Annotated in this window: 17 protein-coding genes and 1 other annotated feature; of the genes, 4 read left to right on the top strand and 13 right to left on the bottom strand. The window is 63.3% G+C overall.

Features of this window, described 5'->3' with window-relative positions:
* Positions 1 to 4: 4 nt before the first annotated feature.
* Positions 5 to 1,522: an IS1634 family transposase gene (locus GMOLON4_RS07775; protein WP_026937741.1), complete on the bottom strand. Its 1,518-nt coding sequence runs from the start codon at positions 1,520 to 1,522 to the stop codon at positions 5 to 7.
* Positions 1,523 to 1,673: 151 nt separating this feature from the next.
* Between GMOLON4_RS07775 and GMOLON4_RS07770 the strand changes: the two genes are divergently transcribed.
* The gene (locus GMOLON4_RS07770) at positions 1,674 to 2,279 is read left to right on the top strand and encodes an alpha/beta fold hydrolase (protein WP_181244135.1); all 606 of its coding nucleotides are present in this window, start codon (positions 1,674 to 1,676) and stop codon (positions 2,277 to 2,279) included.
* Positions 2,276 to 2,956: an esterase/lipase family protein gene (locus tag GMOLON4_RS07765; protein ID WP_026937740.1), complete on the top strand. Its 681-nt coding sequence runs from the start codon at positions 2,276 to 2,278 to the stop codon at positions 2,954 to 2,956. Before GMOLON4_RS07770 ends, GMOLON4_RS07765 begins: the two co-directional genes overlap by 4 nt.
* 50 nt (positions 2,957 to 3,006) lie before the next feature.
* Here the strand turns inward: GMOLON4_RS07765 and GMOLON4_RS07760 are convergent, their stop codons facing one another.
* Entirely contained in the window at positions 3,007 to 3,186 is a 180-nt protein-coding gene (locus GMOLON4_RS07760) for a hypothetical protein (protein ID WP_146137556.1), read from the bottom strand.
* A 9-nt stretch (positions 3,187 to 3,195) separates the two neighbouring features.
* Here GMOLON4_RS07760 and GMOLON4_RS07755 point away from each other — a divergent pair, with 9 nt between their 5' ends.
* Both GMOLON4_RS07755 and nhaA read left to right on the top strand, forming a co-directional pair.
* Positions 3,196 to 3,468: a cytoplasmic protein gene (locus tag GMOLON4_RS07755; protein WP_181244136.1), complete on the top strand. Its 273-nt coding sequence runs from the start codon at positions 3,196 to 3,198 to the stop codon at positions 3,466 to 3,468.
* Positions 3,469 to 3,613: 145 nt separating this feature from the next.
* Positions 3,614 to 4,945: a Na+/H+ antiporter NhaA gene (gene nhaA, locus GMOLON4_RS07750; protein WP_026937739.1), complete on the top strand. Its 1,332-nt coding sequence runs from the start codon at positions 3,614 to 3,616 to the stop codon at positions 4,943 to 4,945.
* Between the two features lie 18 nt (positions 4,946 to 4,963).
* On the opposite strand, the gene GMOLON4_RS07745 is transcribed toward nhaA, so the two are convergent.
* From GMOLON4_RS07745 to GMOLON4_RS07695, 11 genes are all read right to left on the bottom strand, one after another.
* Positions 4,964 to 6,208: an MFS transporter gene (locus GMOLON4_RS07745; protein WP_026937738.1), complete on the bottom strand. Its 1,245-nt coding sequence runs from the start codon at positions 6,206 to 6,208 to the stop codon at positions 4,964 to 4,966.
* A gap of 21 nt (positions 6,209 to 6,229) precedes the next feature.
* On the bottom strand, positions 6,230 to 7,660 hold the full coding sequence (locus tag GMOLON4_RS07740; RefSeq protein ID WP_051267343.1) for an MFS transporter: 1,431 nt from the start codon (positions 7,658 to 7,660) through the stop codon (positions 6,230 to 6,232).
* Between the two features lie 97 nt (positions 7,661 to 7,757).
* Positions 7,758 to 8,138 (bottom strand): rhodanese-like domain-containing protein, encoded by a 381-nt coding sequence (locus GMOLON4_RS07735; RefSeq protein ID WP_026937737.1) that lies wholly within the window; start codon positions 8,136 to 8,138, stop codon positions 7,758 to 7,760.
* 44 nt (positions 8,139 to 8,182) lie between these two features.
* Complete coding sequence (locus GMOLON4_RS07730; RefSeq protein ID WP_051267341.1) at positions 8,183 to 8,737, bottom strand: DUF4395 domain-containing protein; 555 nt, start codon at positions 8,735 to 8,737, stop codon at positions 8,183 to 8,185.
* Positions 8,738 to 8,767: 30 nt separating this feature from the next.
* A complete protein-coding gene (locus GMOLON4_RS07725) occupies positions 8,768 to 9,565 on the bottom strand; it encodes a sulfite exporter TauE/SafE family protein (RefSeq protein ID WP_026937736.1) in 798 nt (265 codons plus the stop codon).
* A 33-nt stretch (positions 9,566 to 9,598) separates the two neighbouring features.
* Positions 9,599 to 11,023 carry an MBL fold metallo-hydrolase gene (locus GMOLON4_RS07720; RefSeq protein ID WP_026937735.1) on the bottom strand — a complete coding sequence of 475 codons (1,425 nt, stop codon included), beginning with the start codon at positions 11,021 to 11,023 and terminating at the stop codon, positions 9,599 to 9,601.
* Between the two features lie 210 nt (positions 11,024 to 11,233).
* Positions 11,234 to 11,608 (bottom strand): thioredoxin, encoded by a 375-nt coding sequence (gene trxA / locus GMOLON4_RS07715; RefSeq protein ID WP_026937734.1) that lies wholly within the window; start codon positions 11,606 to 11,608, stop codon positions 11,234 to 11,236.
* A 24-nt stretch (positions 11,609 to 11,632) separates the two neighbouring features.
* A complete protein-coding gene (locus GMOLON4_RS16485; protein ID WP_084147678.1) occupies positions 11,633 to 11,818 on the bottom strand; it encodes a hypothetical protein in 186 nt (61 codons plus the stop codon).
* A gap of 483 nt (positions 11,819 to 12,301) precedes the next feature.
* Positions 12,302 to 12,496: an integrase core domain-containing protein gene (locus tag GMOLON4_RS07705; RefSeq protein WP_169516544.1), complete on the bottom strand. Its 195-nt coding sequence runs from the start codon at positions 12,494 to 12,496 to the stop codon at positions 12,302 to 12,304.
* A 4-nt stretch (positions 12,497 to 12,500) separates the two neighbouring features.
* Positions 12,501 to 13,208: an IS3 family transposase gene (locus GMOLON4_RS07700; protein WP_084147674.1), complete on the bottom strand. Its 708-nt coding sequence runs from the start codon at positions 13,206 to 13,208 to the stop codon at positions 12,501 to 12,503.
* Positions 13,141 to 13,244, bottom strand: a sequence feature (AL1L pseudoknot). It overlaps the preceding gene by 68 nt.
* Positions 13,205 to 13,516, bottom strand: coding sequence for a transposase (locus GMOLON4_RS07695; RefSeq protein ID WP_026937733.1), 312 nt, complete (start codon positions 13,514 to 13,516; stop codon positions 13,205 to 13,207). (Overlaps the previous feature by 40 nt.) The genes GMOLON4_RS07700 and GMOLON4_RS07695 overlap by 4 nt, the downstream gene beginning before the upstream one ends.
* Positions 13,517 to 13,556: the final 40 nt, after the last annotated feature.

Raw genomic sequence — 13,556 nt, 5'->3', positions numbered from 1 at the left:
TCTCTTAGTGTGTTTTGAATGCCCCGAGTATTTCGGCGACTTCGGCCGGGATTTCTGGTTTCGCGAGGAGCTCATGCCCGTTGATATTCACCGTGACCTCGCGCAGCGGACGTAGCAGTTGCACGAACTTCTTGATCGACACCCCAGTCACGGTCTGAATGTGCCGAGCGACCGCGAGGGCACAATACACAACCGTGAGGTGCGCTTCGATGCTGTCGCGGGTGTGCGCAAAGATCGGCCGGGCACGTAGGTCGCTTTTCGACATGCGGAAAGACTGCTCAACGTGCCAGAGATCGTGATAAGCAGCGATCACACCGGCACCATCAAGCCGTTCGATCGACATGTTCGTCACGTAACCTTTGAGCCCAGCGACTTGCTGCGCCCGCTCGTACGAGGCCTCATCGAAGGATTTCTTCCCGCCGTTGGTTTTCACGAACCTGGCTTTGTGGACGGGCTTTTCGCCCGCGATCTGCGCAAGGGCACGGTTACGTTGCTGGTTCAGGGTCTGGTTATCGCGCACGAACCGTTTCCGGGACCATTGATACACCGCCCGCCATTTGGTGCGCTGCTGCCCGAGGGTGGTGATGGTTTCAGTGATCTCTCCATCGGTGAATGCGTCACCACGACGGGTGAACCGTTCCGCAAGATCGAGTGGTGCTTTCGCGGAGCGGGATCCGACGATGAATTTGTAGCCGGCGTCTTCGAGGTCGAGGAGGTTCTTGTTGGAGAGCATGCCGGCGTCGGCGACCACGACAATGTCATCGAGTTCATGCCGTTCTTGGAACTGTCGCAAGATGGGCACGATGGTGCGGGTTTCGGCGTGATTGCCTTCGAAGCACCCAATTTCCAGGGGATACCCGTACTGGTCGACGAGGAGGCCGACCACGATTTGTGGGTCGACGCGGCGTTCTTTGGAGAACCCGACTTTGCGCAGCTCGTCTTCGTATTCCGCTTCAAAATATAAGGTCGTCACGTCGTAGAGCACTAGCGCGAGCCCACCGGCGGCTGCAGCGTATTCGAAACAGGCTTCCGAGGCGGTGTCGCGGTAATCACGTTGCTGTATCCGTGCCAGGCAGCGTTTGATCGTCGACAGGTGTACTGGGGTGATGCCGAGGTCGTCGAGGACCCTGCCGGTGCCGGTTTTCGACATCGGTTCCACGATCCGGGCGAGGACGAGTTGTTCGAACGCGTCGTCCTTGATGCGCGCGAATCCGCAGGCCCGGTACGCCTGCTGCAGGCAGTCCCACAGCAAACGTGAGGCATGACCCGCAACGACAGCACCGTCGGCGCGCGATCCACTAGATCCCTGATCGGGTGGGGTTTCTGGGGCGAGGTCGAGGTCGAATTCGCCTTGGCCAGGATCGAGTCGTTGGCGCGCGATTTCCAACAGCACCGCGAGTTCTTGGTCGGTGTGAGCGGACCCGAGGTGCTTGATGATTTTGTCGCGTCCGTCCACGCGGCGAGCGAGTTGGACCGCGGTCGCGCCGGACGCGGTCTTCACTTTCCGGATGAACGGGGACATACCAGCGAGAATACCCGCCGGTTTAGTGTGTCAAAATCCGCAGAAATAGGAGTGACTTCCGCGTGTTTATGCGGAAGTCACTCCCTGACTCCTAAACAGAGGTCCAAGTCAGGTCGAGCGATTGCACGAGCACCTCTCCGCCCAGGGAACCGTGCTGACAGTCGACCTGCCGGGCTTTGGCGGCACCCCGAAGCCAAAGGGATCGATCAACATCGGCGACATGGCCGAGGTGCTCGGAGACACCATCGACGAATTGGGTGCAACCAACGTGGTACTCGTCGGGCACTCCATGGGCGCGCAGTGGGTAACTGAACTTGCGAACAAGCGCCCCGAACTGGCATCCGCACTCGTGTTGATCGGCCCGGTCGTCAACGACCGCCGCCGAAATTTCTTCGTCCAAGCGACCCGGCTGCTCAGGGATGCTCTCCGAGAATCCCCAAAAACGAACTGGATCGCCATCACCGACTTCTGGCGCTGCGGCCTGCCCTGGTACCTGCGCCAGACTCGCTACATGCTGTCCTACCCGATCGAACAGCGCCTTGCCAAGGTGCGCGTACCCGTGCTCGTCCTGCGCGGTGCGCGTGACCCGATCGCCAACATGCAGTGGTGTCAGCGGCTCACCGGTCACGCGCACGACGGGTCGCTCGCGGTCGTGCCGGGGCACGCGCACGTCGTGCAGCACACGGCACCCGTTGAGGTCGCCGAGCGCATCCTCGCCTTCGTCGCGCGTTGCAGCACCAGGGACGCGACGACATGAAACGGGAGCTCGTTCGTCGCCTGAGGTGGTGGATGCTCGACTACGAGTACGCCGCCCGGTGGCAGCTTCGAGCCGCGCTGAGCAGAGACCGGTCAGATATGTATCTCGAGGGCACCAAGGCGCCCGTCGTCATCGTGCCCGGGGTCTACGAACCCTGGCGATTCATGACCCCGCTGGTCGAGAGCATCCACGCCAGCGGGCATCCCGTGCACGTCCTCGACCCGCTCGGGTTCAACCACAGACCCGTGCCAGAGGTGGGCGCGCAGGTCGAGCGGTACCTCAACGCACACGACCTCAAAAACGTGCTCCTCGTCACCCACAGCAAAGGTGGCCTCGTTGGGAAGTACGTGATGTCGGGTGATGAGGCGGGCGACCGCGTCGCGGCGATGCTGGCGATCGCCACACCGTTCAGCGGCTCGAAGTACGCCCGGTCAATGCGGATGCGGAGCCTGCGAATATTCGCTCCCGACGACACCACGATCATCACCCTGGCGGGGCAGCTGCCGGTGAACAGCAGAATCGTGTCGGTTTACTCGAAATTCGACCCGCATATCCCCGAGGGGAGCGCGCTCCCGGGCGCGCGGAATGTCGAGCTGCCGGGCGGCCGACACTTCAGAATTCTTGAGCGGCCGGAGGTCGTTCGAGAGTTCACGATGATGGCACGGACGTACAGCTAACGACGTTGCCTAACGCCGTTGTCACGGGGCTAGCGGCGACGTGTTCGCGGTCACTCCGGTGAATCGTTGCGCGTGAGGTAGGGGTCGTTCATGAACCCGTCGATGAACTGATCGATTTCCTTGGCAGGCCAATCTAGTTCGCCACGCAGAAGCGCATCGGCAGTGTCAGCAAACGGCCGGGTGCCGGTCGAAGCGATCAACTGCAGTTGCTGCCGTGTTTCGTCGTTCACGCTCACATTGTGTCGCGAAGAGAGCGACGCGCACAAGATGCGCGCACGGTTCGCAGCCCCGACAGCGTCATGGTGACGCTCAGCGCCTTCCGGCGGACGATCCGTTCCGGCGGCAACGCGCGGGAGGTCCAACTGGAGCCGTTTCAGGCTCGGTGGCTCGACGAGCAAGACCATTCGGGGCAGAACACCGGTGACTCCGAGACACACGCGATCTTCGTCGAGCTCAAGGAGCCCGCGCCGCAGCCGACCCACGACGCCAGGCTCGGTCCATCCGAGTCGTAGCCGCGAGAGGCAGGGCGTGCGCGTGGTGCGTTGGCCATGACCCTGTAGACTCGATACCCGCTGTGCGTGCCATTCTTGCCGCCAGCGAAGGTGTGCCGGGAAGTCTGGTCGGCGAAGACCTCACACCCGACCCCAAAGGAATTCAGTGGCCTCGTCCAAGAACCGCATTTTCCCGCGTTATGGCACCTACAACGAAGCGCTCCGAGTCGGTGCGCTGCTTCGCAAAGAGACGGTCGGCGGCTTGCTGCTGGTCGTCGCCGCCGCAATCGCAATCATCTGGGCGAACTCGCCGCTGTCGGACTCCTACTTCGCGCTCCGCGACTTCGAGATTGGCTACGAGCCGTGGCACCTCAAGCTGAGCCTCGGCGCCTGGGCTGCAGACGGCCTGCTGGCGATCTTCTTCTTCCTCGTGGGGCTTGAGCTCAAGCGCGAGTTCGTGGCGGGAGACCTGCGCAATATCCGCACCGCAATCGTGCCGATCTCGGCCGCTGCCGGCGGCGTGCTCGTACCGGCGCTGATCTACACGTGGGTCGCGTGGTCGCATCCCGAACTTCGCCACGGCTGGGCGATTCCCACCGCGACCGACATCGCATTCGCGGTCGCCGTGCTGGCGATCATCGGCTCCCACCTGCCCGCAGCCTTGCGCATCTTCCTGCTCACGCTGGCGGTGGTCGATGACCTGCTCGCGATCACCATCATCGCCGTGTTCTACACCGACCAGATCGACTTCATCCCGCTGCTGATTTCGCTCGCGCTCATCGCGGTCTACGGGTTCATCGCGCAGCGCTACCGGAAATTCTTCGGGCTGCAGCCGTTCGCGGCCTGGCTGATCCTGCTGCCCATCGGAATCATCGCGTGGGCGTTCATGCACGCATCCGGGGTGCACGCGACGATCGCCGGAGTCTTGCTCGGATTCATGATTCCCGTCGTTCACAGCAGTCAAACTGCGTCGGCAATTCGCGACAAGGCCGGCCTCGCGCAGGAGTTCGAGCACCGCTTCCGCCCGCTCTCGGCTGGGTTCGCGGTCCCGATCTTCGCGTTCTTCGCGGCAGGGGTGAACATCGGCGGGATCGAGGGCATCGTCGAAGCCGCGACGCACCCGCTAACGCTCGCGATTGTTGCCGCACTCGTGCTCGGCAAGCCCGTCGGCATCGTTGCGACGACGTGGCTCGTGACCACCGTCACCCGAACCCGGCTCGCACCCGGCCTGCAGTGGATCGACCTGATCGGAGTCGGCCTGCTCGCAGGCATCGGATTCACGGTCTCGCTGCTCATCGCAGACCTGAGCTTCGCGCCCGGCGCCGAAGAGCAGGACATCGCCAAGGTCGCGATCCTGTCGGCGTCGCTCATCGCCGCGATCATCGCCTCCGTGCTGCTGAGCTTGCGAAATCGCAAATACCGCGCCATTCAGGCTCGTGAGAGCGTGGATGCGAACCGCGACGGCATCCCTGACGTGTACCAGGGAGAGCAGGGGTAACCCCGGTCTAGCCGCCGTCTAGCGAGGATTCGTCTCCCGCAGCCTGACGATGGCGGCGATGGCGGAGACTAGCGACAGCGCCGCTGCACCCCACACGGCGAAGGTCAGGCCGAGGGTGCTCGCGATGAGCCCGCCCACGAGCGCGCCGAACGCGTAGCCGAGATCGCGCCACACCCGATAGATTCCGATTGCCCGTCCGCGCCAGGCCGGGTGAGCGACATCCCCGACCACCGCAAGCAACGCGGGATACACCATCGCCGTGCCCGCGCCGAGTAGGATCGCGCCGAACGCCCAGCCGAGAAACTCGCCGGACAGCGCGATCACGGCCATCCCGACCGCCTGGGTCAGCATCCCGGTCGTAATGAGTCGCTTGCGACCCCAGCGGTCCGAAAGCCAGCCGGTGAGGAGCTGCCCGGCACCCCACACGGCCGGGTAGAGGGCGATGAGGATGCCGATCTGAGCGATCTCGAGGCCGCGGCTCGCGAAGAGGAGCGGGAAGACGCCCCATGAGAGACCGAAATTGAGGTTGTTGACGAGGCCAACCTGGCTCGCGGAGGAGAGCGACGGGTCACGCCAGGTCGTGAGGCCGAAGACCTGCGCACTGGTCAGGTCGGCCGCTTGGTTTGCATGCGCCTGTGCCTCGAGATTCGCGTGGCCTCGCGTTTCTCGAACGAAGAAGAGAACGAGCGCGAGGGCGAGGATGGTGTAGGCAACGCCGAGCAAGAAGGGCGCAGGCCGAAGCCCGAACTGATCCGCGAGCCACCCCGCGGCAAGCGACGTGACAGCGACTGCGCCGTAGCCCGCGGCCTCGTTGAACCCCATGGCCAGCCCGCGCTGTTTTGGCCCGACGAGGTCGACCTTCATGGTCACCGTCGTCGACCACGCGAGGCCCTGATTGATGCCCAGCAGCACGTTGGCGAGGATGATCCAGCCCCAGTTGGGTGCCCAGATGATGAGCAACGGCACGGGAAGCGCGAAGAGCCACCCGGCCAAGAGGACTCGCTTTCGCCCGATGCGGTCCGACAGGGTGCCTGCCACGTAGTTTGCGGCCGCCTTGGTTACGCCGAAGGCGGCAATGTACGTGAAGATGAAGGCGTAGCCGTCGAGGCCGAACTCTTGCGTCGCGAGCAGCGGGAGCGTCGTCTGCTGCTGGCCGACCATGCCGCCGACGAGCGCGTTCACGGCGACCAGCAGTGCGAATTGGCCCGCGTTCTCACGCAGCCCGAGCCGTGCGGCAGACGGTGTGGTCGTGCGTCGTGTCATCGGAGTGCTCCTATGGGCGTGTTAGCGCGAGGGGGTTTCGATTCTCGCTGCTCGCACCGTGGACAGCGCCAACGCGACCGCGGTGAGACCGACAATAGCGGCGGCGGCGAAGCTCATTTGAAGGCCAGAGATCTCGATTTCTCCGACTGAGTTCACGACCGAGGCCGAGTCGAACAGCAGCGCCGCAGTGCCGGTTCCCGTAACGAATCCCAGGTTGCGTGTGAGGTTCAAGAGCCCCGACACCACGCCCTGCTGGCCCTCTTTCGCGCGCATCATCGTCGCAGTGTTGTTGCCGGCCATGAACAGCTGATTGCCCGGGGTGAGCAGCAGCGCCGAGACCAAGAAGCCGACGAGCCCGAATGCTGCCGGCAGAAGCACGAACGACACGGCGGACACCGTCATCAGCGCGAGCCCGAACACCGTCACTACTCTCGCATCCGTGCGGTCGACGATTCGCCCGGCGGGAACGCCAGCCGCGATCGCTGCCAGAGGCCCCACGGCCAGCGCGACACCCATCCACGCATCGCTGAGACCGAGGTCTCGCGTCAGGTAGAACGGGGGAACGACCGTGAAGGTCATCATGATGTATGCCGCGAGAAATGCGACGGCAAAGGACGGCAGCACGCGGGCCTCGCGAAGCATCCGGATGTTGACGAGCGGGTGTGTGCGACGAAGCTCTACGACCACGAACAGCACTAAGAGAAGCACCGCGAACGCGACGAGAGTGAGCGCGCCCAACCAGCCACCTGGGCGCATGGTGATCGCTATTGAGAAGACGCTCAGTGCCGACACGAGTAGCAGCGCGCCGAAGTAATCGAAGCGGGTTTGCTGGCGCGGTACGACGGGCTCTAACCTGACGAAGGCGCGAGCGAGCACAAAGACGAGGCCACCGAGCAGCGCGAGCACCAGGAAGACGCCGCGCCAGCCGAAGAACGACACGATGAAGCCGCCAGCGGCGGGGCCAAGTGCCATGCCAGTTGCCATCGACGATCCCAGGAGGCCCATGGCGCGTCCCACGCGTTCCGGGCTCACGACCTGTCGGATCGTCGCCATCGGCAGCGCTGCCATTGCCGCGGCGCCGACACCCTGCACGGCGCGTGCGATCACGAGCGTGGCGAAATTTGGGGCGAATGCGGATGCGAGTGCGGCTGCAACAAAGAGCGCGATTCCCAGCCCCAAGACTGTGGAGCGGCCGTACCGATCGGACACATTGCCGACCAGGACGACCGAAACGGTCGTGCTGAGCAGATACGCGAGCGTTGCCCACTGGACCGCGGACATCGACATGGCGAACTCGGTAGCCACCGAGGGAAGTGCGACGTTCGCGATGCTCGTCCCGAGGGCCGAGACGGCAGTCGCGAGCGAGAGAGTCAGGAGTACGCCGCGATTATTCCGCGGAGTTGCGGCGGCTTTTTCGGCAGCGCCTCGAGCCTGACGAGCAGAAGTGACCACGACTCGGCCTTCCCGGTTCAGAATTCAGTTTGCGATATACGGCGATCGCGGTGCGTTCGCTCACACTCGAGCGCACGCACCGCGACTTTAGTCTGGACTATCGAACGATTGAAATACCGGTCGCTGCCGCGGCCTGGTCGAGCGAGCCGAGGTTCGTCAGGTTGGAGAACCCGGCCTGCTCGAGCAGTGCAATAGCCTGGGCGGAGCGGTTGCCCGAGCGGCAGTACACGAAGTACTCGGCTTCAGGGTCGAGATTCGGGATGGCCGCGGCAACCTCGCCACCGTTGAAGTCGAGCAGCTGGGCACCTTCGAGGTGACCGCCCGCGTACTCCTCGGGGGTTCGCACGTCGAGGATGACGGCGTCCGGCCCCACTTCAACGTCGCCGGAGGAACCGGCCGAATTAGGCGCGGTCGCGCACGCGGCGAGGCCGAACAACAGAGTGACAGCGGAAAGGGTGGCGGCGATGGTTCGGCGCATGGTGGATTCCTTGTGAATGAGATGGGTTGTTGGATGGTGGGGGATTAGCGGCCGGTGCCGACCGCGCATTTTCCGCCCGGGCAGTACATGGGCGCCTGCTTGCCGAAGCGGGCCTGAAGAAGGCAGCCGACGCAGATGCCGAAGGCGGTTTCGAGGAAGAGGAGGGTGAGGCACAGCCCGCAGAGCGCGAGCGTGACTGCGAGTGGAGCCGCGAGGAAGCCCATCCCCCCGCATGACACGGCGGCCAGCCCGAAGCCAAGCCACCAGGCAAATTTCTTCTGCGGCGCCCCGACCCATTCGGGTTGCTGTCCACGCACGGCGAGCCGCCCGAGTGCCATAGTCGGTGACCAGCGGTCACCCGCGACCACGCGAGTGAGCATGTCGATCATGAAGAACATGCCGAATGGCTGCAGGGGTTGGGTTGACCCCGTGAACGCCGCCGTGGCGAACGCGGCGCCTCCCAGCAGGAAGAGGATTCCTGCCGCGGCCCGGACTGCCCTCTCGTCGATGACGGGGATTTCGTATCCGGCGACGTACTGGCCGATCGTTGGACTTTCGGGGGAAGTTTCGGTCTCGGTGACGGGGGATTGACCGGGCACGGCGAACCTTTCGATCGGTGCGAGGGGAGCCTACGCGGGGAAGAGGGAAGCGATGAGGGGAGGAAGTTCTTGGAAGAGGACGAACGCGCCCATGACGAGGACAAAGATGCCGAATGCCTTGCGGAGGGCCTTCTCTGGAATGCGGCCCGCGAGCGCGACGCCCACGAACGATCCGAGGATGGCGATGCCGGTGAAGGCGAGCACGATCGGCCACTGGACTTGGGTGGACAGGAGATAGCCACCGAGACCAGCGAACGATTTCATCGCGATCACGAGGAGCGATGTGCCAATAGCGATGGCCATCGGCAGGCCACCGAGAAGATTGAGCGCGGGAACTACGAGGAACCCTCCGCCCGCGCCCACCAGGCCGGTGGCGATGCCGACGCCGAACCCATCGAGCAGGATTCGCAGGACCGCAGGCTTGTGCTCGGCCGGCTCGTCGCCGGGCTGCGTGGCCTTCGTTTTCCGACCGCGAATCATCGCCGTAGCGGTGACGATCATCATTACCGCGAAGAGGATCATGAGGATGGCGCCGGGGATGTATCCACCGATGACACCGCCGGCAAACGCCCCGGCCATGCCCGCCAGACCGAAGATCAGACCAGTTCGCCACCGGACTCGTCCGGCGCGAGCGTGGCTGATCATCCCCACGAGGCTCGTGACGCCCACGATGAAGAGTGACGCCGCAATGGCCTCGCGAGGGTCCATGCCGAGGACATAGGTGAGGATCGGGACGGTGAGGATCGAGCCCCCACCGCCAAGAAGTCCGAGCGAAACACCCACTAGGGCCGCAAGCGCGAGAGCGATTATGACCAGCTGAGGTTCCACTCGGACTCCTTAGATTTGTTGGTGAGGGGGGGACTACTTCGTTGCGAGAGCCGGCGTGTTACCGGAGTGGGAGAGCCAGCCCAGGTAGCTGCCCTCGAGCTCGGCGATGTCGTAGCCTTCGCGACGCAGCGCGCTCGCGGCAACGCTGTTGCGCACGCCACTCTGGCAGTACGTCACGATCGTGCCAGCGTCGGGCGACGGCAACTCGTCGAGGTGCCACATCACGCGGCCGCCGGAGAGCTGCTCGGCACCGGGAACGTGGCCGTCCGAGTACTCGGTCTTGTTGCGGACATCCAGCAGCATGACGCGCTCGAAGCCGTCGAGTTCCGCAGGCGTGACCAGCTTGGGCTTGACCAGGTCGAGCCCGTCGAGCGACGTGATGAAACCGCGAACGGTGTCGATGCCGACTCGAATGAGGTGATCGCGGAACGCTTCTGCCTCTTCCTGCGACTCAGCGAGCAGAACGAGCGGGCGCTGCTCCTCATCCGGGTTCACGACCCAGGCACCGTAGCTTGCCGCCTTGGCGACGCCGGGAACGTTGAGCGAGTCTTCGACCGTGCCTTCGTGGACCTCGCGGTTGCCGCGGGTGTCGATGAAGATCACCTGGTCGTCGGCGAGCTCACTGGCCAACTGCTCGGCCGAGTACTCGACGAGCTCAGGCGCCTCACCGATAACGGCGGGGCCGACCTTGTTCTGGTGCTTCATGCGTCCGAAGTAGGCGTGAGCATCCGGCTGACCACTGAGCAGTTCGTCAATGAAGCCCTGCTCGTCGCCATTCTTGAGGTAGGCGCTCCACCACGAGAAGTTGCGCTCGTAGCCGACTGTCGAAGCAGCGATCGCGCCGAGTGCCTTACCGCAGGCGGACCCGGAACCGTGCGCAGGGTGAACCTGGACATAGTCAGGCAGCGTCAGGAAGTGGTCCCGCAGGCTTGCGAAGAGGTCCTTGGCGCCCTGGAATCGGGTGTCGACGAAGCCGGCTGCTTCGTCGAGCAGGTCCGGGCGGCCTACGTCGCCCACGAAGACGAAGTCACCCGTGAGCATGAACCCTGGTTCGCTCGACTGTGCTCCGTCAGTGACGAGGAACGACATGTGCTCGGGCGTGTGGCCCGGCGTGTGGACAGCCTCGACGGTGATGTTGCCGAGCTGGATCTGGTGCCCGTGCTTCATGCGAACTGCGCCGTCGAATGCGTCGGAGTAGGTCCAGTCGGGTCCGCCCTCGTCCGAGACGTACATGGGCGCGCCCGTCTCGGCTGCGAGCTCCCGGGTTCCGGAGAGATAGTCGGCGTGGATGTGGGTTTCGGTGACGGCAACGATCCGCATGCCGTTCTTGGCGGCGAGGTCGAGGTAGGGCTTGAGGTCTCGGCGGGGGTCCACGACAATCGCTTCGCCCTTTGCCTGGCAGCCGATGAAGTAGCTCGCGTGTGCGAGGTCTTCATCGTAGATGCGTTCGAGCAGCATAGTCAGTTCCTTAAAGGTCGGAGGAGATTTAGAGGGTTGGGCGCCTCGAGATTAGGGGCACTTGCAGCGGTCAGCAACGGGTACGCCCTCGAGTGCCATTTCAATGTGCTGGCCGCAGCCAGCCCAGGTTGGTTTTCCGCAGGAGGGGCAGGTGATTCGTGCGCACATGAGGGGGTCATTTCTAGCCATGTACTGGAGATTTGTTGGATTTTATGAAGGTTGGTTTGCCGTGCGCTCGGCCACTTGCATGCGCACATCATCCATGTCGAGGTCGCGTGCACCCTGAATGAGCTGATCAAGTTGGGGCCGCGCGAGCGCTCCGGGCTGGGCATACACCAGGATTCCGTCTCGGAATACCATCAGTGTCGGGATGGAGGTAATGCGGAACTCGCTCGCGAGTCCTCGCTCCGCTTCGGTGTCCACTTTGCCGAAGACAATGTCAGGGTGCTGTTCGGAGGCGCTTTCGAAAATCGGCGCAAACGCCCGACACGGGCCGCACCAGGCTGCCCAGAAGTCGACGAAGACGATTCCTTCAGCGTTCACGATCTCTGCGAACGTGTCTTGCTTCAAGTCCGTGGTTGCCATAATTCGATCCGTTCCGAGTTTCGGTTAGCGACCAAAGAGGCGTGAGAAAAAACCGCCGCTTTCGGCCTTTGCTGCGTCAATTTCCGCCTGGGTGTGCTTTCCGTTGCACCACTGCGACGAAGGCACGCTCGCCTTTACCGACGCGATGTGCTGACCGCATCCGGCCCAGGTCGTTTTTCCGCAAGTTCGGCAAGTAACCGCTCGACACATTTGATACCTCTTTCGCTCCCCGGATGGATACCCCAGGGGGTATTTCGTTTGGTGTGTCAAATATACCCTCGGGGTATATCGCTTGTCAAGCGCTGAGCCGAAAAATCTTGGCAGCGCATTCCCGAAGTCGCTCACTACGATGCAGAGAGCGCGACCCAAGGGCCTCGACTGAGAGCGAGGCGGGTCTCTCAACGAGGAGGACACGAATGAATGAGTCGGCAACAGTTCCCCAGCTGGTTTCGCGAGAGGCGTTGAACTGCGCGGTTGTGCGCGATAACGTGCCAATGAATGCGCTTCAGCCGTTTTTGGGCGCGCTTTTGAGGCCACGATGGACGCAGCCAATCGACAAGGTCGGCAAGTCGTTGGACCACCATTTGGTGTCTACTTTGGGATGCCCAGCGACACTGTCGACGTCGCAGCGGGATTCCCAACTGATGGACTGTCAAGCCCCGGGTTTGGTAGAGAGTTCCTTTTCTTGGTTTTCTATGCGGCAAGCACCATTGGTTGATGCTGTGCGTGGACCTCGTTCGGGGTGAGATAACCGATGCCGGAGTGGAGGCGGCGCTGGTTGTACCAGCCCACCCATTCCGAGGTCGCTGCCATCACTTCAATCAGACCCGACCATTGCTGTCGGTCGATCAGCTCGGCCTTGAACTCGGAATTCAGTGCCTCGGCCATCGCGTTATCGATAGGAATCGCCTTTCGATCCGACGGACGCGACCACATCGTTTTCCGCGAGGGTTTCGGCATAGCGAATCGCACGATAGTGCACTCCACGATCGCTGTGATGGGTGAGGCCGGTCACGGATTCTCCGGCACATAACCGCGCCGCTAACGCCATGTGCAGCGCATCGGCAGCCAACGATGCCCGTAAGTGGTTCGTGACTTGCCAGCCCACGATCTCCCGGGTGCACACGTCCAGAACGAATGCCGCGTAGACCCAGCCTGCACTCGTCTGAATATACGTAATATCGGCGACCCAGAGGGTATTCGGTTCGGTCGCCGTGAACTCGCGCTCCACCAGATCTGTGGGACACGCTTCCGGGTCTGCAGACTTCGTCGCGGGCCGTTTCCTGCGCCGCTGTACCCCGCGGATCCCCATCTCGCGCATCAGTCGTTCCACGGTGCAGCGCGCGACGGGTTCGACGCCAGGTTCGCGATTGATCGCGTGCCAGAGCTTGCGGGCGCCGTAGCAGGAGTAGTTCTCTTCCCAGATCCGCCGCAGAATCACTTTCAACCGCGCGTCACGGTGCTTGCGGGCGCTTTCGGGGCGCTTCTTGAATGCGTAGTAGGAACTGGCGGCAATGCGTGCGGGCGTGGTTTGGAGCGCGCGGACGATTGGCTCGACACCATATTCCTGGCGGTGTTCGTCAATGAAACGGACGATCACTTCGAAGGGCGGCCTGGCTCCGCCGCGAAAAAAGCCGAGGCCTTCTTCAGGATCTCGTTCGCGCGTTTGGTTTCCGCAAGCTCTGCCCGAAGCCTACGGTTCTCGGCGGCGAGGTCGACGGTTTCGGCGGGAGTCTTGTTCCCGGAGCGTTTGTGGGCGCCGACCCAACCCCGCAGGGTCTCGCTGTTGAGCCCGAGTTCTTCCGCGATGCGGCGCACCGCGCCCGACGCGGTCGCGGGATCGGCTTGGGCGTGAAGGACGAGTTCGACCGCGCGGGCCTTCAGCTCGTCAGAGTATTTCGCGGGCATGAGAGAGAGTTCCTCGTTTTCCTGTTTCCTACTCTCTATT

This window comes from Gulosibacter molinativorax (genome assembly GCF_003010915.2).
GTDB lineage: Bacteria > Actinomycetota > Actinomycetes > Actinomycetales > Microbacteriaceae > Gulosibacter > Gulosibacter molinativorax.
The sequence above is the reverse complement of the archived record's forward strand: the minus strand, read 5'-3'. Positions and strand labels throughout refer to the sequence as shown.